The following is a 23568-nucleotide window of genomic DNA, read 5'->3' on the forward strand; positions in this document are numbered from 1 at the left end:
ATCCGATGTGACCTGAATCTCAGTCTTGCATCCGGGTCCGACAACACTCCCCGGGCCGCCTGCGCGAACGGCCGCCCGGCCGGAAATAACGTGGCGATCGGGCCGCGCGTCCCCGGTAGACTGACTCGTATGGCAGTTCTCCTCGCGTCTTAGACGGCGTCGCGCACCTCACCCGCCCGCCCGTCCCGACTGCCGTCCGCCACGCCCTGGAGCTATTTCCCGTGATCACTGCCACCGGTATCGAGCTGCGCGCCGGAGCCCGCGTCCTCATCGAGTCCGCCTCCTTCCGTATCGCCCGGGGCGACCGCATCGGCCTGGTCGGCCGCAACGGTGCGGGCAAAACCACCCTCACCAAGGTGCTGGCCGGCGAGGGCGTCCCCGCCGCCGGCACCATCACCAAGTCCGGTGAGGTCGGCTATCTGCCGCAGGACCCCCGCACCGGCGACCTCGACATGCTGGCCCGGGACCGGGTCCTGTCCGCCCGCGGCCTGGACGCCGTACTGCGCAAGATGCGTGAGAACGAGGAACGGATGGCCACCGGCAAGGGCGCCACCCGCGAGAAGGCGATGAAGCGGTACTCGAACCTCGAGACCGAGTTCCTCACCAAGGGCGGTTACGCCGCCGAGGCCGAGGCGGCCACCATCGCCGCCGCCCTCGGACTGCCCGACCGGGTTCTGGGCCAGCCGCTGCACACTCTCTCCGGTGGCCAGCGCCGCCGTGTGGAGCTGGCCAGGATCCTCTTCTCCGACGCCGACACCTTGCTGCTCGACGAGCCCACCAACCACCTCGATGCCGACTCGATCGTCTGGCTCCGCGACTACCTCAAGACGTACCGCGGCGGTTTCATCGTGATCTCCCACGACATCAACCTGGTCGAGACGGTCGTCAACAAGGTGTTCTACCTGGACGCCAACCGCTCCCAGATCGACGTCTACAACATGGGCTGGAAGCTCTACCTGGCCCAGCGCGAGGCGGACGAGAAGCGCCGCAAGCGCGAGCGCCAGAACGCGGAGAAGAAGGCCGCGGCCCTCAACTCCCAGGCCGACAAGATGCGCGCCAAGGCGACCAAGACCGTCGCCGCGCAGAACATGGCCCGCCGCGCGGAGCGGCTGCTCTCCGGTCTGGAGGCGGTGCGGGCCGAGGACAAGGTCGCCAAGCTCCGCTTCCCCGATCCGGCCCCCTGCGGCAAGACACCCCTGATGGCGTCGGGCCTCTCCAAGTCCTATGGCTCACTGGAGATCTTCACCGACGTCGACCTGGCCATCGACAAGGGCTCGCGGGTCGTCATCCTCGGCCTCAACGGTGCCGGCAAGACGACCCTGCTGCGGCTGCTGGCCGGCGTTGAGCAGCCCGACACCGGGCAGGTGGAGCCGGGCCACGGACTCAAGCTCGGCTACTACGCGCAGGAGCACGAGACCCTCGACCCGGCGCGCACCGTGCTGGAGAACATGCGCTCGGCCGCCCCCGACACGGACCTGGCCGAGGTCCGCAAGATCCTCGGATCGTTCCTCTTCTCCGGGGACGACGTCGACAAGCCGGCCGGGGTGCTCTCCGGCGGCGAGAAGACCCGCCTGGCCCTCGCGGCCCTTGTCGTCTCCAGCGCCAATGTGCTGCTGCTCGACGAGCCCACCAACAACCTCGACCCCGCCAGCCGCGAGGAGATCCTGGGCGCGCTGCACACCTTCAGCGGCGCCGTCGTCCTGGTCACCCATGACGAGGGCGCGGTGGAGGCGCTGCAGCCGGAGCGGATCATCCTGCTGCCGGACGGTGTCGAGGACCTGTGGGGCCAGGACTACGCCGATCTGGTGTCCCTGGCCTGAGGAATGAGCACTTCCTGAGCGCGCCCGGCGCGCCCAGGTCACCCGGGTGGATCAATCTCTGGATCATTCGGCCGACAGGTGATCCATCATCTGTGTGAGAAGAGCTCGTACCCCGGCGTGCCGCAGTGCGGAGTCCAGCGTTTGAAGTCGATCAGCCGCATGACCCGGGAGAACTCCTTACCGACCGTGATTGACCTGCCCTTTTCTTGCGGGGTTCGCCGAGAGATCGAAACCCGACCGGCGGAATCTCTGATTCCGCCCACCCTGTGGGGACTCCCCGGGCGTGCGTCGGCGCAAATGTTGTCGCATGGACCTTGCCGAATGGGTGGCCATGAGGCGCCCGAGGGGTGATCATGAGAGTCCGAAGCGCACTTCCCTGGAGGAGGCACGGGTGGCCGAGACTCTGAAGAAGGGCAGCCGGGTGACCGGCGCCGCGCGCGAAAAGCTCGCGGCAGACCTGAAGAAAAAGTACGACTCCGGTGCAAGCATTCGAGCGCTGGCCGAAGAAACCGGTCGCTCTTATGGCTTTGTGCACCGGATGCTCAGTGAGTCCGGCGTGACCCTCCGTGGTCGCGGCGGAGCGACCCGAGGCAAGAAGACCGCCTCGGTCTGACGGGCCTGGGTGCCTCATGCAACCCGGAATGTCCGCTGCAGTACCACCCGGTCGCCTTGTGCGCCGACCGGGTGGTTACTCTTCGGTAATCCAGTCCGTGGCTTGCTCGGAGGTGCCCGATGTCCGACCCCAATGTGCTGCTCGAGCGTGACGGCGTACGGCTTACTTCAGAAGACGCCGTTGCCACCGTCACGCTCTGCAATCCGGACAAGCGGAATGCTCAGTCGCCCGCCCTCTGGCGGGCCCTGACCGAAGCGGGCCGACTGCTGCCGGGCAGCGTAAGGGTGGTCGTGCTGCGGGCGGAGGGCGTGTCGTTCTCCGCCGGGCTCGACCGGCAGGCATTCACCCCCGAGGGGTTCGAGGGCGAGCCCTCCTTCGCCGATCTCGCGCGCGGCTCCGAGAAGGAACTCGACGTCACCATCGCCGCCTACCAGGACGCGTTCACCTGGTGGCGCCGCAACGACCTCATCACCATCGCCGCCGTCCATGGCCACGCCATCGGCGCCGGCTTCCAACTCGCCCTCGCCTGCGATCTGCGCGTCGTCGCCGACGACGCGCAGTTCGCCATGCGCGAGACCAGCCTCGGCCTTGTCCCCGACCTCGGAGGCACCAAGCCGCTCACCGACCTCGTCGGCTACGGCCGCGCCCTCGAGATCTGCGCCACCGGCCGCTACGTCCACGGCGCCGAAGCCGAACGCATCGGCCTCGCCAACCTCCTCGTCCCCGGCGCCGACCTCGACGCCGCCGTCCTCGACCTCGCAGCCGCGATCCTGGCTGCGCCGCGGGACGCCGTCATCGAGACCAAGGCTCTTCTCCGCGATGCCTCCGGTCGCGCTTACGACGACCAGCGCGCCGCGGAACGGGCCGCCCAGGCGCGCCGCCTGCGCGACCTCGCCGGCGTCGGCGAGTAGGCGCCTGCGCCTGGGCCGGTGGCTCCGTTGTGCCCACCCTCCCCCAGTTGCCTCGCCCAGCCTTCGGTCGGGAGGTGCCCCAGGAGGTGCCACCGTCTCGCTTCGCTCGGCCCTGCGGAACGCCTGCCCACCACGCTGGCCCAATCCGGTCCGTCCGGCGGGGGACTGGGGGTGGAGCCCCGGCAACAACCCAGCCCGTCCGGCGTCTGAGGACCTGGGGGTCCCCCCACGCGGCGCCAGCCGCATATCGGACGGCGCCGCGAAGGGGCGGGGAGGGGGAAAGCACCGCAGGCGGCAGCGTCAGCCGATGTCGGTGACCACGACCGGCGCGCCGACCGTCGCGCGCACGGCGCGGGCGACGTCCAGAGGGCGGTAGCCGGCTGCGACGGCGATCTGGACCCCGGAGCCGAAGCCGCCGAGGCGTGAGGTGAGCCGTGCGACACCGGGCACGGCGACGGTACCCGGCGCGGAGGGCCGGCCGGGCGAGGGGCTCTCGATGGCCGGCGCTGCGGCCGGCCCGGGGCCGGCGGTGTCGCCGTCGTCCAGGAGGCCCGTGACCGTCAGGTCGACGACGGTGACGGCGAGCCCGATCCCTTCGCGTGCCGAGTCCCACAGGGCGTGCCGGAGGCGGTCGGCCGTGTCGGGCAGCGGCCGCTCGGGGGAGGCCTCGAAGGCAGCCTCGATACGGAGCGGCCGGCGCGGGAGCGAGCCAGGGGGCGCGTCGGCGGGGACGCCCGGCCCGGAGCCGGCGGCGAGGCCGATCCGGAGCGCTGCGAGCCGTACCCCGCCGCCCACCGCGCGGCCGTGAGCGGCGCGCCGCAGGACGACCACCGCGGCGTGTTCGGTGATCCAGGTGCCGTCATCGGCCTCGCCGAGCGGAAGGACGGGCCCAGGCGCCAACTGCTCCCGTACCGCATCCGCCAACCGGTCCACGGACACCGGCTCTCGCCTCCTCTTTCTCTTTTCGAATCCTCGCCCGACTGCCGCATCCCCGCAGCACCACGGGGCATGCGCACATAGTGTGGGGCATGCAGCGGCGCGTACCGCTCCGTTGAGCCGAAGGGACGATTGCCGATGACCGAGACAGCGAACTGGAGCCGGCAGGAACCCTCCGCGAAGGAGGCAGAGGGCGAGGCCAGGACGTTGGACAAGGGACGTGTGCCGCTGGGCGATCCGGCGAGCCGCGGGCGGACCACCATCGCGGACGGCGTGGTGGAGAAGATCGCAGGGCTGGCGGCCCGTGATGTGGTCGGCGTCCATGCCATGGGCACCGGCTTCTCGCGCACCTTCGGCGCCGTACGGGACCGGGTGCCCGGCGGCGGGAAATCCGCAACCCGGGGCGTGAAGGCGGAGGTCGGCGAGGTACAGACCGCCCTCGATCTGGACATCGTGGTGGAGTACGGCGTCTCGATCGTGGAGGTGGCCCGCGCGGTGCGGGAGAATGTGATCGTCGCGGTCGAGCGGATGACCGGCCTCGAAGTGGTCGAGGTCAATATCGCGGTCGGCGATGTGAAACTTCCGGATGACGCGGACGATGACGGTGCAGAGCCGGAGCAGAGGGTCCAATGAGCAATGCCGCACTGGGTCTGATTGTGGGAATGGCGCTCGGCTTCGCCGGATACTTCGGCGGATTCGGGGCCTTCCTCCTGGTGGCCGCGCTCGGCGCGATCGGGTTTGTCGCGGGGCGGCTCCTCGACGGCGACGTCGAGCTGGGCGACTTCTTCCGGCCTCGCGACCGGCGGCGGTGAAACGGTGACTTCGGCGGTGCCGGCCCAGGTGCCGGCGGCGGACCGGGGCGCGCTACGGATCGCGGACCGCGTCGTCGCGAAGATCGCCGCCCACGCCGCCCGGGAGGTGCTGGTGGACGCGCCGCAGGCCGAGCATGTGCCAAGGGGCACCGCCCCGCACGCCTCGGTGTCGGTGCGCCGGAAGGCGGCCCGGGTACGACTGTCGGTCGAGCTCGGCTATCCCAGTGACATCGGCTCGGTGTGCCGCTCGGTGCGGCAGCATGTCACCGAGCGGGTACAGGCGTTGACGGGCATGGCAGTGCCGGAGGTGGCTGTCGAGGTCGAGCGACTCCACTCGCCGGCGACGCGCAAGGCGGACGAAGAGAGAGTCCGATGAGCGAGCGTACGAACGACCCCATCGCTACGACCCAGCCCCTGCCGCCCGTCGGGACGGTACCGGCACCGGAGCCCGAAGGCCGCGCCCGCCGCTTCTGGTCGGCCCGGCGCATCCCGTCCGCGCTCACCGCGTTCGTCGTGCTCGGCGCGGCCGGACTCCTGCTGTACGACGTCGCCGCGGTCCGCGCCGGACGCCCCGCGATGCAGTGGCGCAAGACCCTCGCCGATGAGCTGGCCACCCGCCCGCTGGACGACCCCTGGGTGCTGGCAGGCGCCGCCGGAGCCGTTGTCGTAGGGCTGTGGCTGATCGTGCTGGCTGTCACCCCGGGGTTGCGCGATGTGCTGCCCATGCGCCGCGACACGCCCGGGATCCGGGCCGGGCTCGACCGGCATGCCGCCGAACTCGCCCTGCGTGACCGCGCTATAGAGGTGTCCGGCGTGCGCTCCGCGCGTGTCGCGGTCAGCCGGCGCGCTGCCAAGGTCCGCGCGGAGGCGCACTTCCGGGAGCAGGAGGAGGTCCGCGGCGACCTGGAGGCAGTGCTTGCCGAGGGTATCCGGCATCTCGGGCTGGACCGCCCGCTGCGGCTCGAACTACGGCTCAGCCGCCTGGGGAAGGGGTGACCGGCCCATGCTTGGCAAGCTCAACCGGACCCTCCTCGCGCTGACCGGCCTGGTGCTGCTCGCGGCCGGACTCGCGGTGCTGGTCGGCGGCCTGGACCTACAGCGCCGCTGGGGGTTCACGATGCCGGACGAGTGGCCCTTCGACGGACCGAAGGACGTACTCCTCAGCACGAGCGAAAGGACCCGCTACCGGAACGAGGACTGGTGGTGGCCCACCGTCATCGCGGCACTCGGCGTGGTTGTCGTCGGGGCGCTCTGGCGGCTGCTGGCCCAGCTCCGCAGCCGCCGGCTCCGCCAGGTGTTCGTCGACAGCGGCGACGGGGCAGGCGCGGTGCTGCGCGGCCGGGCCCTGGAGGACGTCGTCATCGCCGAGGCAGAGGCCCTCGATGGCGTCGAGCGTGCCCGGGTCGCCCTCACCGGCAAGCGCGACGCTCCCAGGGCCTGCATAGTGCTGGCCCTCGCCCCGTATGCCGAGCCCGGCAGGGTGCTCGACGGTCTGCATTTTGACGTCCTGGAGAGCGCCCGCACCTCGGCCGGCCTGGCGGCGCTGCCTGCCGAGGCCCGGCTGCGGGCCGTCAGCCACCGGGCGGCGCGGGTCATGTAGGCGGTGTCCGGCGCGGGGGCGGGTCACGGGCGAATCCCGAATCCCGCGCCGGCGAATCCCGCGCGGCTCCCAGGACGTGGCCGCTGCCCCGCTAGCGGGCCGTCCCCGCGCCGGACAGCGCCAACGCCGTGTTGACCAGCCCGATATGACTGAACGCCTGCGGGAAGTTGCCCAGTTGGCGCCCGGCCAGCGGGTCCCACTCCTCGGCGAGCAGTCCCACGTCGTTGCGGAGCGACAGCAGCCGCTCGAACAGCTCGCGTGCCTCCCCCTTCCGGCCTGTGGAGTGCAGTGCGTCCGCCAGCCAGAAGGAGCAGGCCAGGAACGCCCCTTCGCCGCCCGGCAGCCCGTCGACGGTGCTGTCGTCCAGCGTGTAGCGGCGCACGAACCCGCCGTGGTCCAGCTCCCGCCGCACCGCGTCGACCGTGCCGACGACGCGCGGGTCGGATGGCGGCAGGAAGCCGGTCTGCGGGATCAGCAGCGTCGCCGCGTCGAGCTCCTGGGACCCGTAGAACTGGGTGAAGGTGTTGCGTTCGGTATCGAACCCCTTGTCGCACACCTCGCGGTGCACGTCTTCGCGCATCGCCCGCCAGGACGCCGGGTCGCCCTTGCGATGCGGCTGCCGCTCCAGCGTGCGTACGGCGCGGTCCGCGGCGACCCAGGCCATGACCTTCGAATGCACGAAGTGCCGCCGGGGGCCGCGCACCTCCCACAGGCCCTCGTCGGGCTCGCGCCATTTGGACTCCAGGAAGTCCATCAGCGAGCGCTGCACATTCCACGCGTGCCGCTTCTCGGCCAGCCCGGACTCATGGCCGAGGTAGAGCGAGTCGAGGACCTCGCCGTACACATCGAGCTGTAGCTGCTGGACGGCGGCGTTCCCGACGCGGACCGGCGAGGAACCCTCGTAGCCCGCCAGCCACGGAACCTCGAACTCCGGCAGCCGCCGCTCGCCCGTGAGGCCGTACATGATCTGCAGATCGGCGGGATCGCCCGCCACCGCGCGCAGCAGCCAGTCGCGCCATTCGCCCGCCTCCTTGAGGAAGCCGGTGGAAACCAGCACATTGAGTGTGAGGGTGGCGTCGCGCAGCCAGCAGTAGCGGTAGTCCCAGTTCCGTACGCCCTGGATCTCCTCGGGCAGCGAGGTGGTGGCGGCGGCGACAATGCCGCCGCTCGGGGCGTAGGTAAGGGCCTTGAGGGTGATGAGGGAGCGCAGCACGGCGTCCCGCCAGGGGCCTTCGTAGCGGCATTGGGAGGCCCACTTCGTCCAGTCCTCCAGGCTGTGCTTGAGGGACTTGTACGGGTCGACCCGCTGCGGCTGCTTCTCGTGCGAGGGGTGCCAGGTGAGGACGAAGGCCACCCGCTCGCCCGCGGCGACGGTGAAGTCGGCGTAGGTGCAGAAGTCCTTTCCGTACATCCGCACTTCGGGCTCGCTGCGAAGCCATACCGAGTCCGGGCCGGCGACGGCCACCCGGTGGCCGTCGGTGCGCCGCATCCACGGGACGATGCTGCCGTAGTCGAAACGCAGCCGGAGTTCGCCGCTCATGGCGACCCGGCCGGATATGCCCTCGACTATGCGGACCACATCGGGCGCCTTGTCCCGCTGCGGCATGAAATCCGTGACCTTGACGGTGCCGGAGGGGGTCTCCCAGAAGGTGTCCAGGACCAGGGTGTCACCCCGGTAGGCGCGGTTGGTGCAGTCGGCGGCGCCAACCGGGGCGAGCAGCCAGTGGCCGTTGTCCTGGTCGCCGAGGAGTGCCGAGAAGCACGCGGAGGAGTCGAAGCGCGGGAGGCAGAGCCAGTCCATGGAGCCGTTCTTGCCGACCAGCGCTGCGGTCTGGAGATCGCCGATGATCGCGTAGTCCTCGATCAGTCCTGGCACGGTACCGCCCTTCTGCCGGGGAGCCGGGGTACTTGAGGAAGCCGGGGACTCAAGGAGATGACGCGGTCGCCGCGGCGACCGGTTCGGCGGTCCGGCCGCCCTCCTTCTCGCCGGCTTTCTCCTGGTCCTTGCGTTCTCGTCTCACCAGGATGACCCATGCGACCGGAACCATTGCGGTGAACAGCCACCACTGGATGGCGTAGGCCATGTTCAGCGAGGCGTCGACGGGGCTCGGCCTCGGGATCAGCTCGGGCTGGTGGCCGGCCGGCCGGGGCGAGGTGGCACTGAGCTCCACATAGCCGTCGACGAGCTTCTCGGGGACGGCTTTCGCCAGCATCGTGCTGTTGATCAGCATGATCTGGCGGGCGGGCAGTCCGGCCCGGTTCCGGATGCCGGTGATCGAGGTGGTCTCGTCCGGCCGGAGCCGCCCGGTGACCGTGATCTCGCCGTTCGGTGCCGCGGGCACCTTGGGGAACGTGGTGAGGTCGCTTCCCGCCGCGATCCAGCCCCGGTTGACCAGGACCGCCCTGCCGTCCGCCATCACCAGCGGGGTGATGACGTGGTACCCGATGGTGCTGTCGTCGGCCGCGGTGCGCTGCCGGGCGACCATCTCGTGCGCGGTGTCGTAGTGACCGCTCGCGGTTACCGTCCGGTAGGTGTACTTCTTCGGTACGGTCCCGCCGGGAGCGGTCAGCTTCTCGACCGGCACCGGGGCGGCGGTGAGATTGTCCGCGGTCAGCGTGTTGTTCGAGACCTTGGACTCATGTCGGTGCAGCTGCCAGAAGCCCAGCCTGTACATCGTGGGCATGACGAGCAGGCCGATGAGGGTGAGGATCACCCATTGCCGGGACAGCAGGAAGCGGTACACGACATCGACGGTACAACTCGGGCGGCGGCCGTCTGCAGGAGGGGCGCGCCCTACGTCGCCGGGACTGATCCGATACGGTCGACGATCCCGTGCACGCCCTCCGCCTTGGCGCAGTGGGCGCCGCAGAAGAACCGGCCGTCGGCCTCCACGCCCTTGCCGGTGATCCGCACCCGGCAGTGCTCGCAGACGGGGGCCATCCGGTGGATGGCGCAGTCGAAGCTGTCGAACGTATGGCGGACGCCCTGCGCTTCGATATGGATCGGCATCGAGTAGTCGTTTCCGCAGACTTCGCATCGTGTCATGAGGCCCAGCGTGCGGCCGGTCGCGGCGCCCGGCAATCGCAGGCCGGGCGCGCCGCCGCCGCTCCACCCGATCAGCCGTGCGCTCCCGCTGATCAGCCATGTACTCCTTGCGCCGGGGACACCGCCTTGAGCAGCTCCGCGAAGCGGTGCTCGTCCATGACCGGGGTGCCGAACTGGCGGGCCTTGGTGGCCTTGGTGCTGGGGGAGTCCGGGTCGTTGGTGACCAGCAGACTGGTGAGGCGGCTGAGGCTGGTCGCGACATGCAGTCCGGCGTCGGTGGCCCGGTCCTCCAGCAGCTCGCGGTCGATGCCGGTGTCCCCCGAAAAGGCGACCCGCATGCCCTGGACGAGGGGGCCGTCGGGGGCCAGGCGCCCCGGGTTGGGGTAGGGGCAGGCAGGGCGCTTGCGGGCGGGCCGCCAACTGGTCGGCCGGTAGGAGACACCATTGCGCTCGGCGGAACGCGTCGAGGGGCCGTCCACCCATTCGGTGAGCGGGCGGCAGGCGTGCAGCGGCAGCCGCAGCCCGGCGGCGGCCGCGAGGTGCAGGCTGGGACGGAAGGCCTCGGCCAGGACGCGGGCGTCGTCCAGGGCATGGTGGGCGCGCTGCTGGACGACACCGTAGTGCGCGGCCAGTGACTCCAGCCGGTGATTGGGCAGCGGGAGAGCGAGCTCCTTGGAGAGCACGATGGTGCACAGACGCTGCTCGACGGGTGCGGCGGTCCGCGCGCGGGCGTACTCCCGGGACAGCATCGACCAGTCGAAGACCGCGTTGTGCGCGACCAGCACCCGGCCGGCCAGCCGCTCGGCCAGCTGTCCCGCGATCTCCGGGAAGAGCGGTGCGTCGGCGAGCATTTCGCTGGTCAGTCCGTGGATCCAGACCGGCCCCGGATCGCGCTGCGGGTTCACCGGCGAGTACCAGTGGTCCTGGACCTCCCCTTGCGCGTCCAGCCGGTAGACGGCGGCCGACACTATGCGGTCGTCGCGGCCGAGCCCGGTGGTCTCGACGTCGACAACGGCGTATCCGTCCGGGTAAGCGGCGGGCCACGGTGCTTGGGGGAGCTGGGACGCGTGCATGGTGGAACACAATACGGGCCGCCACCGACAGCGGTTGTACGGTGAGAGAGCCCCGTAATTACCGCAACTCGGACAAACAATCTCAGTGAGCAAGGACATCGCCATGCGTGCCACCGTCATCCGCGCCCCCCATGACATCGCGGTCGAGGAAGTGGCCGATCCGGTGGTCCAAGCTCCCGGGGACGCGGTTGTGCGGGTGGTGCTCGCCTGCGTCTGCGGCAGCGATCTGTGGGCGTACCGGGGGGAGTCGCCGCGGCGGCCGGGACAGCGGATCGGCCATGAGTTCCTGGGTGTTGTCGAGGAGACCGGTCCGGGCGTGTCCCGGCTGGCGGCCGGTGACCTGGTCGTGGCGCCCTTCGTGTGGTCCGACGGGACCTGCGAATACTGCGCCGAGGGTCTGACCACCTCCTGCCCGCAGGGCGGCTTCTGGGGCTCGGTCGGCTCGGACGGCGGCCAGGGTGAGGCGGTACGGGTTCCGTACGCGGACGCGACACTGGTGCGGCTGCCGGACGGAGCCGCCTCCGACGAGCGGCTGCTGACGGCCCTCCTCACCCTCTCCGACGTGCTGGGAACCGGCCATCACGCGGCCGTTGGCGCGGGCGTGCGGCAGGGCTCCACGGTCGCCGTGGTCGGTGACGGCGCGGTCGGCCTGTGCGGGGTGCTCGCAGCCCGGCGGCTGGGCGCGGGGCGGATCATCGCACTGGGCCGGCATGAGGCACGGACCGGGATCGCCCGGAAGTTCGGGGCGACGGATGTGGTCGCCGAGCGCGGCGAGGCCGCGGTGGAGGCGGTACGGGAGCTGACGGGCGGTCAGGGCGCGCAGTCGGTGATCGAGGCGGTCGGCACCGAGCAGTCGATGGTCACGGCTGTGCACATCACCCGCGACGGCGGGGCGATCGGCTATGTCGGCGTGCCGCACGGCAGCGCCACCGGCCTGGACCTCGAAGCGATGTTCGACCGGAACATCGCGCTGCGCGGCGGGGTCGCCCCCGTCCGTACCTACATCCCGCAGCTGCTCCCGGATGTGCTGGACGGCACGATCGACCCGTCGCCGGTCTTCGACCTCACGGTGTCCCTCGCGGGGGTCCCCGGTGGCTACGAGGCGATGGACGAGCGAACCGCCCTCAAGGTGCTGGTGAAGCCCTGAGGGCGGCGCCCGGCGCGGCGGACGGACAAGGCCGCTTCGCGGTGGTTACTTCGTAACCGCTGCCAGCGCGTTGACGATCCCGTAGCCGTAGAAGCTGTTCACGTGCTTGTTCCCGGTGCAGGTGGAGTCCTGCACTCCGTTGCCGTCGGGGTCGTAGAGGCCCGTCGGGCAGCCGGGGTTGACCGCCTCGGCCTTGAGGATCCGCAGGACCTCGGCCGGGGTGGCGTGCGGGTGAGTGCTTTTCACCAGGGCCGCGACGGCGGCGACATGCGGGCTCGCCATGGAAGTGCCCTGGAGGTAGCCGTAGGTGTTGCCGGGCAGGGTGGAGAGGATCCGGCCGTTCCGGGAGGCGGTGTCCGGGATCTGGTACTTGTCGCCGCCGGGACCGGCGACGTCGATCACGCCGAGACCGTAGCTGGAGTAGTACGACTTGAGGTTCTGCACGCCGGTCGCGGCGACGGTGGCGATGCCCGGGAGCTGGGTCGGGATGTCAAAGCACTTGTGCGGGTCGATCGTTCGGGTGACCGCGGTGGTGTCGTCCGGACTGGAGTTGTCGACGAGCGAGGCGGAGTCGAGGTCGTCGTTGCTGTTGCCGGCCGAGGCGACGTTCAGTACGCCCTTCTTCTGGGAGTACAGCGATGCCCGGTTGACGGCGTCCACGATGGCCCGCTGGTCGGGGTCGTCCATGCAGTTGTAGAGCCACGGGTCGATGTAGTAGCTGTTGTTGGTGACCTCGACGCCGTGATCGGCGGCGAAGACGAAGGCGCAGACCACGCTCTCCGGGAAGAAGAGCTCGGTGACCGGGTCGGCCACCTTGATGGAGGCGACCTTGACGCCCGGGGCGACGCCGGCCACACCGATGCCATTGCGGGCGGCGGCGATCTCGCCCGCCACATGGGTGCCGTGGTAGGCGCCGGAGTCGGACGGGCGCCAGGCGCCGGGCGTGGTGTCGGCGACGCCGCCGACGCAGTTCGCGGACTGCGACGCGGAGAAGTTGGCGGCCAGGTCCGGGTGGGTGTCGTCGACTCCGGTGTCGATGACGGCGACGGTGACCTTGCTGCTGCCCGGGTTGATCGTGGCGGCCTTGTCGGCGCCGATGGCCGGCAGGTCCCACTGGTTGGCCTCGAGCGGCTCCTGGCCCGCTGCGGCCTTGGACGAGGCCTTGGCGACCTCGGCGGCGGTGAGCACCTCCGGCGATCCCAGCTCGGTCGTGGAGGCTGCTGAGAGGGCCGCGGTGCGGGTCGCGCCGGCTGTCTGCACGCCGCGGACCTTGCGGATCTCGGCGGCGAAACCGGGGTTCGCGGAGTGGACGACGATGACGCCTATCTTCCCGTAGGCGATGACGACCTCGCCGCCCGCCTTGACGATCGCTCCTTCGACGGACTTGACGGTGTGCGGGTCGACCCTGGTGTTGACCACGTACGACAGCAGCGGGCCGTCGGCGGCCGCGCTGTCCGCCGCGTCGGCGGCCGGGTGGGCCGAGGCAGCGTTCGGCAGGAGGGCGATCGCGCCCGCCAGGGCCATGGCGAGGGGTATCGCCAGCGCGCGGCGACGTCTTGGCAGAGGAGCCATGGGATCTCCATTCGTCCAACGACCCGCTCCGGCGGCAGGGTTGCCTTTGGACGGGTACATGACGATGGAAACTAGCGTCGGTCCGACGGCCTGATCAATGGATACCGACGATAAGTTCGGATTTCGGTTCGTATCTGACTGCTCATCAGGCGCGGCACGCGACACACTGAGCGACGTCGTACCCCTGTCGTAGGCCGTGGTCACGCCTTTACCATGCGCAGGTCCGATCTTTGCGTGATGAATCTCACGTCCCTTGTCCGCGCCCGCACTTCTCCCCACAGGAGGCACCGTGGCCCCCGCACGACCGCCGACACCCTCGGACCCGCCGACCCCGGCTTCGTACGCGGAGGTACGGGCGAGCGCGGAGTTCGTCCAACTGCGCAGCTCCTACCGGAGCTTCGCGTTCCCCGTGACCGTCGCCTTCATCGCCTGGTACCTGCTCTACGTCCTGCTATCGAGCTTCGCCGACGGTTTCATGGGCACCAAGGTCGTCGGCCACTTCAATGTCGCGTTCGTATTCGGGCTCGCGCAGTTCCTGACGACGTTCCTGATCGCCTGGCTCTACTCCCGCTACGCGAACGCCCGGCTGGACCCCGGTGCCGAAGCGCTCAAGGCCCGGCTGGAGAACGGCACCGGAAGCACCACCGGACAGAACACGGAGGCGCAGGCGTAATGCGGACACACACGATCCCACTGGCCGCGGCCGCCGCGAGCGAGCACCGAACGCTGATCATCACGCTCTTCGCCGTCTTCGTCGCCGCCACCCTCGCCATCACCGTATGGGCCGGCCGCCAGACCAAGGACGCCACCGACTTCTACGCGGGCGGCCGCTCCTTCAGCGCCTTCCAGAACGGTCTTGCGATCTCCGGCGACTACATGTCCGCCGCGTCCTTCCTCGGCATCGCGGGCGCCATCGCACTCGTCGGATACGACGGGTTCCTCTACTCGATCGGCTTCCTCGTCGCCTGGCTGGTGGCACTGCTGCTGGTCGCCGAACCGCTGCGCAACTCCGGCCGGTTCACCATGGCCGACGTTCTTGCCTTCCGGCTGCGCCAGCGGCCGGTCCGTACCGCGGCGGGGATCTCCACCATCGTGGTGTCGATCTTCTATCTGCTGGCCCAGATGGTCGGTGCCGGCGCGCTCGTCTCGCTGCTGCTCGGGGTGACCGGCGAAGGGCCGAAGCGGCTTATCGTCGCGCTGGTCGGTGTCGTGATGGTCCTCTACGTCACCATCGGCGGTATGAAGGGCACGACCTGGGTCCAGATGATCAAGGCAGTGCTCCTGATCGCCGGCACCCTGCTGATCACCATCCTGGTGCTCAACAAGTTCAACTGGAACCCGTCCAGCCTGCTGGGCGCCGCCGCCGACAAGAGCGGGCAGGGGTCGAAGTTCCTCGAACCGGGCCTGAGGTACGGCGTCGACACCACCAGCAAGATCAATTTCATCTCCCTCGGTATCGCCCTTGTCCTCGGCACCGCGGGCCTGCCGCACATCCTGGTGCGCTTCTACACCGTCCCCACCGCCAAGGCCGCCCGGAAATCGGTCAACTGGGCGATCGGCATCATCGGCGCCTTCTATCTGATGACGATCGCGCTGGGCTTCGGCGCGGCGGCCCTCGTCGGCGCGGCCAAGATCACCGCGAGCGACAAGTCCGGCAACACCGCCGCCCCGCTGCTCGCCCAGGCCGTCGGCGGTGGTGAAGGCTCCACCTGGGGCTCGGTCCTGCTCGCGGTGATCTCCGCGGTCGCCTTCGCGACCATCCTCGCGGTGGTCGCCGGACTGACCCTGGCCTCCTCCGCATCGTTCGCCCACGACTTGTGGGCCAACGTCATCCGCAAGGGGCGCACCACCGAGAAGAGCGAGGTGGCCGTCGCCAAGCTCGCGGCCGTGGCGATCGGCGCGGTTGCGATCGCACTCGGCATGTACGCCACCAAGCTCAACGCCGCGGCGCTGGTCGCCCTGGCCTTCGCGGTCGCCGCCTCCGCCAATCTCCCGACGATCCTCTACAGCCTGTACTGGAAGGGCTTCAAGACCCAGGGCGCCCTCTGGTCCATCTACGGTGGTCTCATCTCCTCGGTGGTGCTGGTGATCTTCTCGCCGGTGGTCTCCGGGTCACCGGAGGCGCTCTTCTCCGGGACGGACTTCCACTGGTTCCCGCTCACCAACCCCGGCATCGTCTCCATTCCGCTCGCTTTCGCGCTCGGCTGGCTCGGCACGCTGCTCTCCGGTGAGCAGCCGGACGCCGAGAAGTACAAGGAGCTGGAGGTGCGTGCCCTCACCGGGGCCGGGGCCGACTGACCACCTCCGCTACGGCGGACAGGCGCGGCTCCGGTCCGTGCCCGTCCGCCGTAGCGGTCGGTATCTGCATTGTCAGACCGTGGCCATAGGCTGGGGACGAGTGGGCACACCCGGTGCCCAGAAGGAGGCGGAGCGCGTGCTCATCGACACGTACGGACGCGTTGCCACCGACCTGCGCGTTTCACTGACCGACCGGTGCAATCTGCGCTGCACGTACTGCATGCCCGAGGAAGGGCTGCAGTGGCTCGCCAAGCCCGAATTGCTCACCGACGACGAGATCGTCCGTATGGTGCGGATCGCCGTCACCGATCTGGGCGTACGAGATGTCCGCTTCACCGGCGGTGAGCCGCTGCTCCGGCCCGGGCTGGTCGGGATAGTCGAGCGGTGCGCGGCCCTGGAGCCCCGGCCCAAGATCTCGTTGACCACCAACGGCATCGGGCTGAAGCGCACCGCCGCCGCGCTGCGCGACGCCGGACTGGACCGGGTCAATGTCTCGCTCGACACGCTCCGCCCCGAGGTCTTCCAGGCCATGACGCGCCGCAAGCGCCACCACGACGTCATCGGCGGCCTGGCGGCGGCCCGTGCCGCCGGTCTGGCCCCGGTCAAGGTCAACACCGTGCTGATGCGCGGCATGAATGACGACGAGGCCCCCGATCTGCTGCGGTGGGCCGTGGACCACGACTACGAGCTGCGCTTCATCGAGCAGATGCCGCTGGACGCGCAGCACGGTTGGCAGCGCAGCGACATGGTCACCGCCGAGGAGATCCTGGAGAGTCTGCGGACCCGCTTCACCCTGACCCCCGAGGAGTCCTCGACGCGCGGCTCCGCCCCCGCGGAGCGCTGGCTGGTGGACGGCGGCCCGGCCAGGGTCGGGGTGATCGCCTCCGTCACCCGCCCCTTCTGCCGCGCCTGCGACCGCACCCGGCTCACCGCCGACGGCCAGGTCCGCAACTGCCTCTTCGCCCGCGAGGAGTCGGACCTGCGCGGCGCGCTGCGTTCGGGCGCCCCGGACGCGGCGATAGCCGACCTCTGGAAAGCCGCGATGTGGGGCAAGAAGGCCGGCTCGGGCCTGGACGATCCCTCGTTCCTGCAGCCGGAGCGCCCGATGTCAGCGATCGGAGGCTGATCGCCCCCACTCCTCGAGGGCCACGACGTCCTTGAGGAAGCCGCGCAGCCCCAGGAACTTCGACAGGTGCTCGCGGTGCTCCTCGCAGGCCAGCCATGTCTTGCGGCGCTCCGGAGTGTGGATCTTCGGGTTGTTCCACGCCAGCACCCACACAGCGGCGTTGCGGCAGCCCTTGGCCGAGCAGATCGGCGACTCGTCGGTGTTCACACGACCAGTGTCCCGGACGCGGTCCGCGGAGCGCCCCTGACATGTCCCGTTACATGGGCGACGCCGGGCAGCCACGGGGGGAGCCGCCCGGCGTCGGTCCGTCGCTCCGACGGGGGATGCGGAGCGCACACGAAGTATGTCACGCGACAACCCCCGCAGTGCAGTGGGTGCTCATGATTGATCTGAGCTTTTCTTGAGCTTGGACGATTGGTACAGATCAACTCTGACCGGGCTACGGACTTTCGCCGTCCTGCGTGCCGGATTCCGCTGGGACGGGCTCCGCCGGGACGTGCGAGGTGCTGCGGTCCAGCGCGGGCTGGGACGGCGGCGGGAGGAAGGACGAGGGGAGCCCGGGCGCGTTCTCCCGGCCGGCGTTGGCGATGACGACCGCGACGTAGGGCAGCAGCAGGCCCACCACCAGTGCGACCCAGGCCAGTGGGCGCTGGACGTTCCACAGCGTGACGCCCAGGATGACGGAGACAGTGCGGATCAGCATCGAGATGACATATCGGCGCTGCCTGCCCCGGACGTCCTCCGTAAGGCCGGTCCGGGCCCCGGTGATCCGGATCACCTCCGGGCCCCTGTGCTTCCGCATCACGCTCCACCGCCCGCTCATCACGCCGAAACTCCAATTCCGGGCCCTTCCACGGTACGCCGCGAGTCCCCCGCATTCGAGACCAGGGGCGCATCACGGATGCCGCGTACCCCTGCGACGTACGGCTGACGTACGCCCCCGACGTGCGGCGTACCGCGCCTCGGCACACACTGGCCGCAATGGGCGGCGCTGCCGTCGGCACACGAGGAGGCGAGCGGCATGAACTGGTTGTGGGCCATCATCGTCGGTCTGGTGCTGGGCGTGATCGCGAGGGCGATCATCCCCGGGAAGCAGGCCATTCCGCTGTGGCTGACCGTGATCTTCGGCATCCTCGGGGCGCTGCTGGGCAACGCCGTGGCGGGCTGGATCGGCGTCGCCCACACCAGCGGCATCGACTGGATCCGGCATCTGCTGCAGCTGGCCGGCGCTGTCGTGATCGTCGCGCTGGGCAGCCCGCTCTGGGCCTCGGTCCGGGGCGGACGCAGGGCAGCCTGACCACTGGGACCAAAACGGGGGCCGGACCCAACCGGTGCCCCCGTGCCCTGCCCCGGCCGGTGCGCCGGCTCAGCCGGTGCGCTGCCGCAGGTGCGTCGGCGGCACCCGGTCGGTGAGCCATACGCCGTTGGCGCTCACCCGGAATATGTGGCCGGTGGCGGCCAGCCCCGCCGCGTCCACCTCCAGCACCACGGGACGGCCGTGCCGGGAACCCACCCTCACGGCTGTCTCCACATCCGCCGACAGGTGAACATCCCGCCGGGACATCGGCTTGAGCCCTTCGCGCAGCACCAACGGCAGAACCGTGGTGGCCGTGCCGTGGTACAGCACGGCGGGCGGCTCGGCCGAGGCGAGACCCAGGTCCACCACGATCGTGTGCCCCTGGCTGGCCCGGATCCGGCGGCCGTCGTCCGAATAGGCGAAGCGCTGCTTGTTGTTGTTGGCGACCACATGATCCAGCTCGGCGCGCGAGAAGTGGCGGCCCGCCAGGGCGGACGCGGCGATCAGCTCGTCCACGTCCGCCCAGCCGCCCTCGTCGAGGGTGATCCCGACCGCCCCGGGGTCGTGCCGCAGCACCCGGGACAGGAACTTCGACACCCTCACTGTCCGCTTCTCGTCCATCCGTCTGTCAGACCCCCTGGCTGACCGAGCTCATGTTGAAGTCCGGGATCCGCATCGCCGGAGTCGCCGTACGGGTGAAGTAGTCGCCCCACTCGCGTGAGAGCGTCCGCTCGCTGCGCCCCACCTCCGAGACCCGGCCGAGGAGATCCACCGGCGACTCGTTGAACCGGAAGTTGTTCACCTCGCCGGTCACCTCGCCGTTCTCCACCAGATAGACCCCGTCCCGGGTGAGACCGGTGAGCAGCAGCGTCGCAGGATCCACCTCCCGGATGTACCACAGGCAGGTGACCAGCAGCCCGCGCCCGGTGTCCGCGACCAGCTCCGCCAGCGAGCGCGTCCCGCCCCCGTCCAGGATCAGGTTGTCCGTCATAGGCGCCACCGGCAGCCCGGTCAGGCCCGCGCTGTGCCGGGTGGTGAGCAGATTCGTCAGCACCCCGTCCCGCACCCAGTCCACCGGGCCGACGGGCAGCCCGTTGTCGAAGACGGAGGTGACGTCGCCGGAGGTGTGCGCCACCACGAATGGCGCCGACTCCAGTCCTGGCTCGTTCGGATCGCTGCGCAGCGACAGCGGAAGCTCGGACAGCTTCTCGCCGACCCGGGTGCCGCCGCCCGGCTTGCTGAAGACCGTACGGCCCTCGGCGGCGTCCCGGGCCGAGGACGACCACAACTGGTAGATCGCCAGGTCGGCCACCGCGGACGGCGGCAGCAGCGTCTCGTACCGGCCCGCGGGCAGCTCGACCCGCCGCTCCGCCCAGGCCAGCCGCTGCGCCAGCTCGGCGTCGAGCGCTGTCGGGTCCACATCCTTGAAGTCCCGGGTCGCCGCCCCCGCCCACGCGGACCGCGTGCGGTCCAGGGACTTCGCGTTGAGCTCCAGGGTGCCGGTCGGCTGGTCGTGCCGCAGTCGCAGCCCGGTGGACGTGCCCAGATAGCTGGAGGTCACCGAGTGGTACGCGAAGCCGTACAGCTGGCGGCCGCCTGCCCGGGCGGTCGAGAAGGCCTCGCCGAGCGCCGGGGCGAACGCCGCGAAGACCTCCGAGGACGTCTCGGCGGGCGCCTCCGTGAAGTCCGAAGACACCGGCACACCCTCGACCAGCGGCTGGGCGTCCTCGGCCGGTCCCGCCTCGCGAGCGGCCGCCTCCGCCGCCCGTACCAGCGGCTCCAGCTCGTCGGCCGTCACAGCGGCGCGGGACACCACTCCTGACGCGGTGCCCTGCGAGCCGTTCACCGTGGCGATGACGGTGAGGGTCCGGCCACGGGTGACGCCATTGGTCGTCAGCGCGTTTCCCGCCCACCGCAGATTGGCGGTGGACTCCTCGTCGGCGATCACGATCATGCCGTCCGCCCGGGACAGCGCCAGGGCGCGCTCGACGATCTCGGAAGGGGAAGCCGAGGAAGGGGAGGAAGAGGTGCGGGGGCTCATCGGCCGCCCTCCTGCGTGGTGTTGAGGATATTGACGCCGCGGAACAGCGCGGAAGGGCAGCCATGGCTCACGGAAGCGACCTGGCCGGGCTGTGCCTTGCCGCAGTTGAAAGCTCCGCCCAGAACATAGGTCTGCGGGCCGCCGACGGCCTCCATCGAGCCCCAGAAGTCGGTGGTGGTCGCCTGGTAGGCGACATCGCGCAGCTGTCCGGCCAGCCTGCCGTTCTCGATCCGGAAGAACCGTTGCCCGGTAAATTGAAAATTGTACCTTTGCATGTCGATCGACCAGGAGCGGTCGCCGACGATGTAGATCCCGCGCTCCACGCCCGCGATGAGATCCTCGGTCGACGGTCCGTCCGGCGCCGGCCGCAGCGACACATTCGCCATCCGCTGCACCGGGACATGCGCCGGCGAATCCGCGTAGGCGCAGCCGTTGGACCGTTCGAAGCCGGTGAGCTTCGCGATTCTGCGGTCCAGCTGATAGCCCACCAGGGTGCCGTCCTTCACCAGGTCCCAGGACTGGCCGGCCACCCCCTCGTCGTCGTAACCGACCGTCGAAAGGCCGTGCTCGGCGGTGCGGTCGCCGGTCACATTCATCAGCTCGGAGCCGTACTTCAACTTCCCCAACTGGTCGAAGGTGGCGAAGGAAGTGCCCGCGTAGGCCGCCTCGTAGCCCAGCGCGCGGTCCAGCTCCGTGGCGTGCCCGATCGACTCATGGATGGTCAGCCACAGATTGGACGGGTCCACCACGAGGTCGTACGAGCCCGCCTCGACCGACGGCGCCCGCATCTTCTCCGCCAGCAGCTCCGGGATCTCCGCCAGCTCCGAGTCCCAGTCCCAGCCGGTGCCGGTCAGATACTCCCAACCGCGCCCGACCGGGGGTGCCAGGGTCCGCATGGAATCGAACTCGCCGCTCTCCGCGTCCACCGCGACCGCCGTCAGCTGCGGATGCAGCCGTACTCGCTGCTGTGTCGTTGTCGTACCGGCCGTGTCCGCGTAGAACTTGTTCTCCTGGACGGTCATCAGTGAGGCGTCCGCGTGCGCCACGCCGTCCGCCGCCAGCAGGCGTGCGCTCCACTCCGCCAGCAGACCCGTCTTCTCCGCGTCCGGTACGTCAAAGGGATTGATTCCGTACGACGAGACCCACACCCTGTCGGCGTGCACCGGCTCGGCCGCCAGCTCCACCCGCTCGTCCGACCCGGCAGCCGCGATGACCTTGGCCGACAGCTTCGCCATCGCCACCGCCTGCCCCGCCACTCGGGCGGCCCCGTCCATAGTCGGATCCACGCCCGAGGCGAAGCCCCACGCCCCGCCGTGCACCACCCGGACCGCGTATCCCGCGTCCGTGCTGTCCGACGAACCGGAAGTCCTGCCGTCCCGCAGCCGCCACGAGGCGCTGCGCACCCGCTCGAAGCGGAAGTCGGCGTGGTCCGCGCCCAGCGCCCGGGCCCGGGCGAGCGCCGCGTCGGCCAACGCCCGCAACGGCAACGCCAAGAATGACTCATCCACTTCATGAGGCACGGCGGCCCCCCTTTCTGCCGGTCACGACTCCCATGCAGGCAGTGAATCATGCCGCGCTGACAATCGGGCCGGGCGGGCATTTCTGTAGGGATCCGACAGGGACCGCCCGACGCCCCTGTCGGGGTCGATTCTCCGTACCCGAGCGTAGACCGATAGTTTTCGTACTCCAGACACTTAGCGAAAGGGTGATCCGTTGAGCCGCTCGGTTCTCGTCACCGGAGGAAACCGGGGCATCGGCCTCGCTATTGCCCAGGCCTTCGCCGATGCGGGTGACAAGGTCGCCATCACATACCGCTCGGGCGAGCCCCCCAAGGGCTTTCTCGCCGTCAAGTGCGACATCACGGAGAGTGAGCAGGTCGAGCAGGCCTACAAGGAGATCGAGGAGAAGCAGGGCCCGGTCGAGGTACTGGTGGCCAACGCCGGTGTCACTCGCGACCAGTTGCTGCTCCGGATGTCCGAGGAGGATTTCACCTCAGTCCTGGAGACCAACCTCACCGGGACCTTCCGGGTGGTGAAAGCCGCCGCCAAGAAAATGCTGCGCGCCCGCAAAGGCCGGATCATCCTCATCTCCTCGGTGGTCGGCCTGCTCGGCTCGGCGGGCCAGGCGAACTACGCCGCCTCCAAGGCCGGACTGGTCGGCTTCGCGCGCTCCCTCGCCCGGGAGCTCGGCTCGCGCAACATCACCGTCAATGTCGTCGCGCCCGGCTTCGTCGACACCGATATGACCCGGGTGCTCACCGACGAGCAGCGCAAGACCATCGTCGGGCAGGTCCCGCTGGGCCGTTACGCCCAGCCGGAGGAAGTCGCCGCCTCGGTCCGCTTCCTCGCCTCCGACGAGGCCGCATACATCACTGGAGCCGTCATTCCCGTAGACGGCGGATTGGGCATGGGTCACTGAGCAAAATGAGTGGAATCCTCGCAGGCAAGCGCATCCTCGTCACCGGCGTCCTCACAGACTCCTCGATCGCCTTCCACACGGCCAAACTCGCACAGGAAGAGGGTGCCGAAGTCGTCCTCACCGGCTTCGGACGGCTCAGCCTCGTCGAGCGGATCGCCAAGCGGCTGCCGAAGCCCGCGCCGGTCATCGAGCTGGACGTACAGAACACCGAGCACCTCGACGGGCTGGCGGCCAAGGTCACCGAGCACATCGGCGAGGGCATCAACCTCGACGGCGTGGTGCACTCCATCGCCTTCGGACCGCAGGACGCGCTGGGCGGCAACTTCCTGCACACTCCCTGGGAGTCGGTCGCGACCGCGGTCCACGTCTCCGCGTACTCGCTGAAGTCGCTGACCATGGCACTGCTTCCGCTGCTGGAGCAGCGCGGCGGCTCGGTCGTCGGCATGGACTTCGACGCACAGGTGGCGTGGCCGAAGTACGACTGGATGGGCGTGGCCAAGGCGGCGCTGGAGTCCACCTCCCGCTACCTCGCCCGTGACCTGGGTGAGAAGAACATCCGGGTCAACCTGATCTCGGCCGGCCCGATCAAGTCGATGGCCGCCAAGTCCATCCCGGGCTTCGAGGACCTGGCGGCGGTGTGGGACTCCCGCGCCCCGCTGAAGTGGGACCTCGCCGACCCGGAGCCGGCCGCTCGCGGCGTCGTCGCCCTGCTGTCGGACTGGTTCCCGAAGACCACGGGCGAGATCGTGCACGTCGACGGCGGTCTGCACGCGATCGGCGCGTAACCGCCTTCGGGCAGGGCCCGGGACCGCCTCGGGCGCGATGGCCCCGGCCCGCCTCTTCGGCGGCGGCCGGGGC

Annotated in this window: 26 protein-coding genes; 15 read left to right on the forward strand and 11 right to left on the reverse strand. The window is 70.0% G+C overall.

From position 1 onward, the window contains the following. Positions 1–221: 221 nt before the first annotated feature. The 3 genes from FCI23_RS20670 to FCI23_RS20680 all read left to right on the forward strand — a co-directional run bounded on the left by FCI23_RS20670 (position 222) and on the right by FCI23_RS20680 (position 3344). A complete protein-coding gene (locus FCI23_RS20670; RefSeq protein WP_136725412.1) occupies positions 222–1820 on the forward strand; it encodes an ABC-F family ATP-binding cassette domain-containing protein in 1599 nt (532 codons plus the stop codon). A gap of 391 nt (positions 1821–2211) precedes the next feature. Further along, the gene (locus tag FCI23_RS20675; RefSeq protein WP_211265417.1) at positions 2212–2433 is read left to right on the forward strand and encodes a helix-turn-helix domain-containing protein; all 222 of its coding nucleotides are present in this window, start codon (positions 2212–2214) and stop codon (positions 2431–2433) included. Positions 2434–2552: 119 nt separating this feature from the next. Further along, positions 2553–3344, forward strand: a complete 792-nt coding sequence (locus FCI23_RS20680) for an enoyl-CoA hydratase/isomerase family protein (RefSeq protein WP_136725414.1) — start codon at positions 2553–2555, stop codon at positions 3342–3344. 300 nt (positions 3345–3644) lie between these two features. On the opposite strand, the gene FCI23_RS20685 is transcribed toward FCI23_RS20680, so the two are convergent. Continuing rightward, the gene (locus FCI23_RS20685) at positions 3645–4283 is read right to left on the reverse strand and encodes a nucleopolyhedrovirus P10 family protein (protein ID WP_136725415.1); all 639 of its coding nucleotides are present in this window, start codon (positions 4281–4283) and stop codon (positions 3645–3647) included. A gap of 135 nt (positions 4284–4418) precedes the next feature. Here FCI23_RS20685 and FCI23_RS20690 point away from each other — a divergent pair, with 135 nt between their 5' ends. From FCI23_RS20690 to amaP, 5 genes are read left to right on the forward strand one after another with little or no spacing between them, the layout of a single operon-like run. Next, positions 4419–4913 (forward strand): Asp23/Gls24 family envelope stress response protein, encoded by a 495-nt coding sequence (locus FCI23_RS20690; protein WP_136725416.1) that lies wholly within the window; start codon positions 4419–4421, stop codon positions 4911–4913. Further along, positions 4910–5092, forward strand: coding sequence for a hypothetical protein (locus FCI23_RS20695; RefSeq protein ID WP_136725417.1), 183 nt, complete (start codon positions 4910–4912; stop codon positions 5090–5092). Before FCI23_RS20690 ends, FCI23_RS20695 begins: the two co-directional genes overlap by 4 nt. Before the next feature lie 4 nt (positions 5093–5096). Beyond that, a complete protein-coding gene (locus FCI23_RS20700) occupies positions 5097–5468 on the forward strand; it encodes an Asp23/Gls24 family envelope stress response protein (RefSeq protein ID WP_246143865.1) in 372 nt (123 codons plus the stop codon). Continuing rightward, the gene (locus FCI23_RS20705) at positions 5465–6088 is read left to right on the forward strand and encodes a DUF6286 domain-containing protein (RefSeq protein ID WP_136725418.1); all 624 of its coding nucleotides are present in this window, start codon (positions 5465–5467) and stop codon (positions 6086–6088) included. Before FCI23_RS20700 ends, FCI23_RS20705 begins: the two co-directional genes overlap by 4 nt. 7 nt (positions 6089–6095) lie before the next feature. Beyond that, positions 6096–6692: an alkaline shock response membrane anchor protein AmaP gene (amaP, locus tag FCI23_RS20710; RefSeq protein WP_136725419.1), complete on the forward strand. Its 597-nt coding sequence runs from the start codon at positions 6096–6098 to the stop codon at positions 6690–6692. Positions 6693–6783: 91 nt separating this feature from the next. On the opposite strand, the gene FCI23_RS20715 is transcribed toward amaP, so the two are convergent. The 4 genes from FCI23_RS20715 to FCI23_RS20730 all read right to left on the reverse strand — a co-directional run bounded on the left by FCI23_RS20715 (position 6784) and on the right by FCI23_RS20730 (position 10811). Continuing rightward, positions 6784–8568 (reverse strand): glycoside hydrolase family 15 protein, encoded by a 1785-nt coding sequence (locus FCI23_RS20715; protein ID WP_136725420.1) that lies wholly within the window; start codon positions 8566–8568, stop codon positions 6784–6786. Between the two features lie 49 nt (positions 8569–8617). Then, positions 8618–9436, reverse strand: coding sequence for an SURF1 family cytochrome oxidase biogenesis protein (locus FCI23_RS20720; RefSeq protein WP_136725421.1), 819 nt, complete (start codon positions 9434–9436; stop codon positions 8618–8620). A gap of 50 nt (positions 9437–9486) precedes the next feature. After that, positions 9487–9738, reverse strand: coding sequence for a hypothetical protein (locus FCI23_RS20725; protein WP_136725422.1), 252 nt, complete (start codon positions 9736–9738; stop codon positions 9487–9489). Positions 9739–9830: 92 nt separating this feature from the next. Beyond that, positions 9831–10811, reverse strand: a complete 981-nt coding sequence (locus FCI23_RS20730) for a DEDDh family exonuclease (RefSeq protein ID WP_136725423.1) — start codon at positions 10809–10811, stop codon at positions 9831–9833. 103 nt (positions 10812–10914) lie between these two features. Here FCI23_RS20730 and FCI23_RS20735 point away from each other — a divergent pair, with 103 nt between their 5' ends. Continuing rightward, on the forward strand, positions 10915–11958 hold the full coding sequence (locus FCI23_RS20735; protein WP_136725474.1) for a zinc-dependent alcohol dehydrogenase family protein: 1044 nt from the start codon (positions 10915–10917) through the stop codon (positions 11956–11958). A 45-nt stretch (positions 11959–12003) separates the two neighbouring features. On the opposite strand, the gene FCI23_RS20740 is transcribed toward FCI23_RS20735, so the two are convergent. Then, positions 12004–13530 carry a S8 family peptidase gene (locus FCI23_RS20740; protein ID WP_136725424.1) on the reverse strand — a complete coding sequence of 509 codons (1527 nt, stop codon included), beginning with the start codon at positions 13528–13530 and terminating at the stop codon, positions 12004–12006. Between the two features lie 289 nt (positions 13531–13819). On the opposite strand from FCI23_RS20740, the gene FCI23_RS20745 reads away from it, so the two are divergent. The 3 genes from FCI23_RS20745 to moaA all read left to right on the forward strand — a co-directional run bounded on the left by FCI23_RS20745 (position 13820) and on the right by moaA (position 16954). Further along, on the forward strand, positions 13820–14203 hold the full coding sequence (locus FCI23_RS20745; protein WP_136725425.1) for a DUF485 domain-containing protein: 384 nt from the start codon (positions 13820–13822) through the stop codon (positions 14201–14203). Continuing rightward, the gene (locus tag FCI23_RS20750; RefSeq protein ID WP_136725426.1) at positions 14203–15828 is read left to right on the forward strand and encodes a solute symporter family protein; all 1626 of its coding nucleotides are present in this window, start codon (positions 14203–14205) and stop codon (positions 15826–15828) included. The genes FCI23_RS20745 and FCI23_RS20750 overlap by 1 nt, the downstream gene beginning before the upstream one ends. Before the next feature lie 136 nt (positions 15829–15964). Continuing rightward, positions 15965–16954 carry a GTP 3',8-cyclase MoaA gene (gene moaA, locus FCI23_RS20755; RefSeq protein ID WP_246143866.1) on the forward strand — a complete coding sequence of 330 codons (990 nt, stop codon included), beginning with the start codon at positions 15965–15967 and terminating at the stop codon, positions 16952–16954. On the opposite strand, the gene FCI23_RS20760 is transcribed toward moaA, so the two are convergent. Then, the gene (locus tag FCI23_RS20760) at positions 16937–17161 is read right to left on the reverse strand and encodes a hypothetical protein (protein WP_136725428.1); all 225 of its coding nucleotides are present in this window, start codon (positions 17159–17161) and stop codon (positions 16937–16939) included. The genes moaA and FCI23_RS20760 overlap by 18 nt on opposite strands. A 232-nt stretch (positions 17162–17393) precedes the next feature. Next, positions 17394–17756, reverse strand: coding sequence for a DUF3099 domain-containing protein (locus tag FCI23_RS20765; RefSeq protein WP_136725429.1), 363 nt, complete (start codon positions 17754–17756; stop codon positions 17394–17396). Between the two features lie 219 nt (positions 17757–17975). On the opposite strand from FCI23_RS20765, the gene FCI23_RS20770 reads away from it, so the two are divergent. Further along, positions 17976–18251, forward strand: coding sequence for a GlsB/YeaQ/YmgE family stress response membrane protein (locus FCI23_RS20770; RefSeq protein ID WP_136725430.1), 276 nt, complete (start codon positions 17976–17978; stop codon positions 18249–18251). A gap of 69 nt (positions 18252–18320) precedes the next feature. On the opposite strand, the gene FCI23_RS20775 is transcribed toward FCI23_RS20770, so the two are convergent. Genes FCI23_RS20775 through FCI23_RS20785 form a run of 3 tightly spaced genes read right to left on the reverse strand, consistent with a single transcriptional unit; the run spans position 18321 to position 21812 of the window. Continuing rightward, positions 18321–18872 carry an RNA 2'-phosphotransferase gene (locus FCI23_RS20775; RefSeq protein WP_136725431.1) on the reverse strand — a complete coding sequence of 184 codons (552 nt, stop codon included), beginning with the start codon at positions 18870–18872 and terminating at the stop codon, positions 18321–18323. A 7-nt stretch (positions 18873–18879) separates the two neighbouring features. Then, on the reverse strand, positions 18880–20292 hold the full coding sequence (locus FCI23_RS20780; protein WP_136725432.1) for a TldD/PmbA family protein: 1413 nt from the start codon (positions 20290–20292) through the stop codon (positions 18880–18882). Next, positions 20289–21812: a TldD/PmbA family protein gene (locus FCI23_RS20785; RefSeq protein ID WP_136725433.1), complete on the reverse strand. Its 1524-nt coding sequence runs from the start codon at positions 21810–21812 to the stop codon at positions 20289–20291. The genes FCI23_RS20780 and FCI23_RS20785 overlap by 4 nt, the downstream gene beginning before the upstream one ends. Before the next feature lie 193 nt (positions 21813–22005). On the opposite strand from FCI23_RS20785, the gene fabG reads away from it, so the two are divergent. Together fabG and fabI are read left to right on the forward strand one after the other, a co-directional pair. Further along, entirely contained in the window at positions 22006–22710 is a 705-nt protein-coding gene (gene fabG, locus FCI23_RS20790) for a 3-oxoacyl-[acyl-carrier-protein] reductase (RefSeq protein WP_136725434.1), read from the forward strand. Between the two features lie 5 nt (positions 22711–22715). After that, positions 22716–23495 (forward strand): enoyl-ACP reductase FabI, encoded by a 780-nt coding sequence (gene fabI, locus FCI23_RS20795; RefSeq protein ID WP_136725435.1) that lies wholly within the window; start codon positions 22716–22718, stop codon positions 23493–23495. Positions 23496–23568: the final 73 nt, after the last annotated feature.

The sequence above is a fragment of the Actinacidiphila oryziradicis genome, from assembly GCF_005047355.1.
GTDB classification, from domain to species: Bacteria; Actinomycetota; Actinomycetes; order Streptomycetales; family Streptomycetaceae; genus Actinacidiphila; species Actinacidiphila oryziradicis.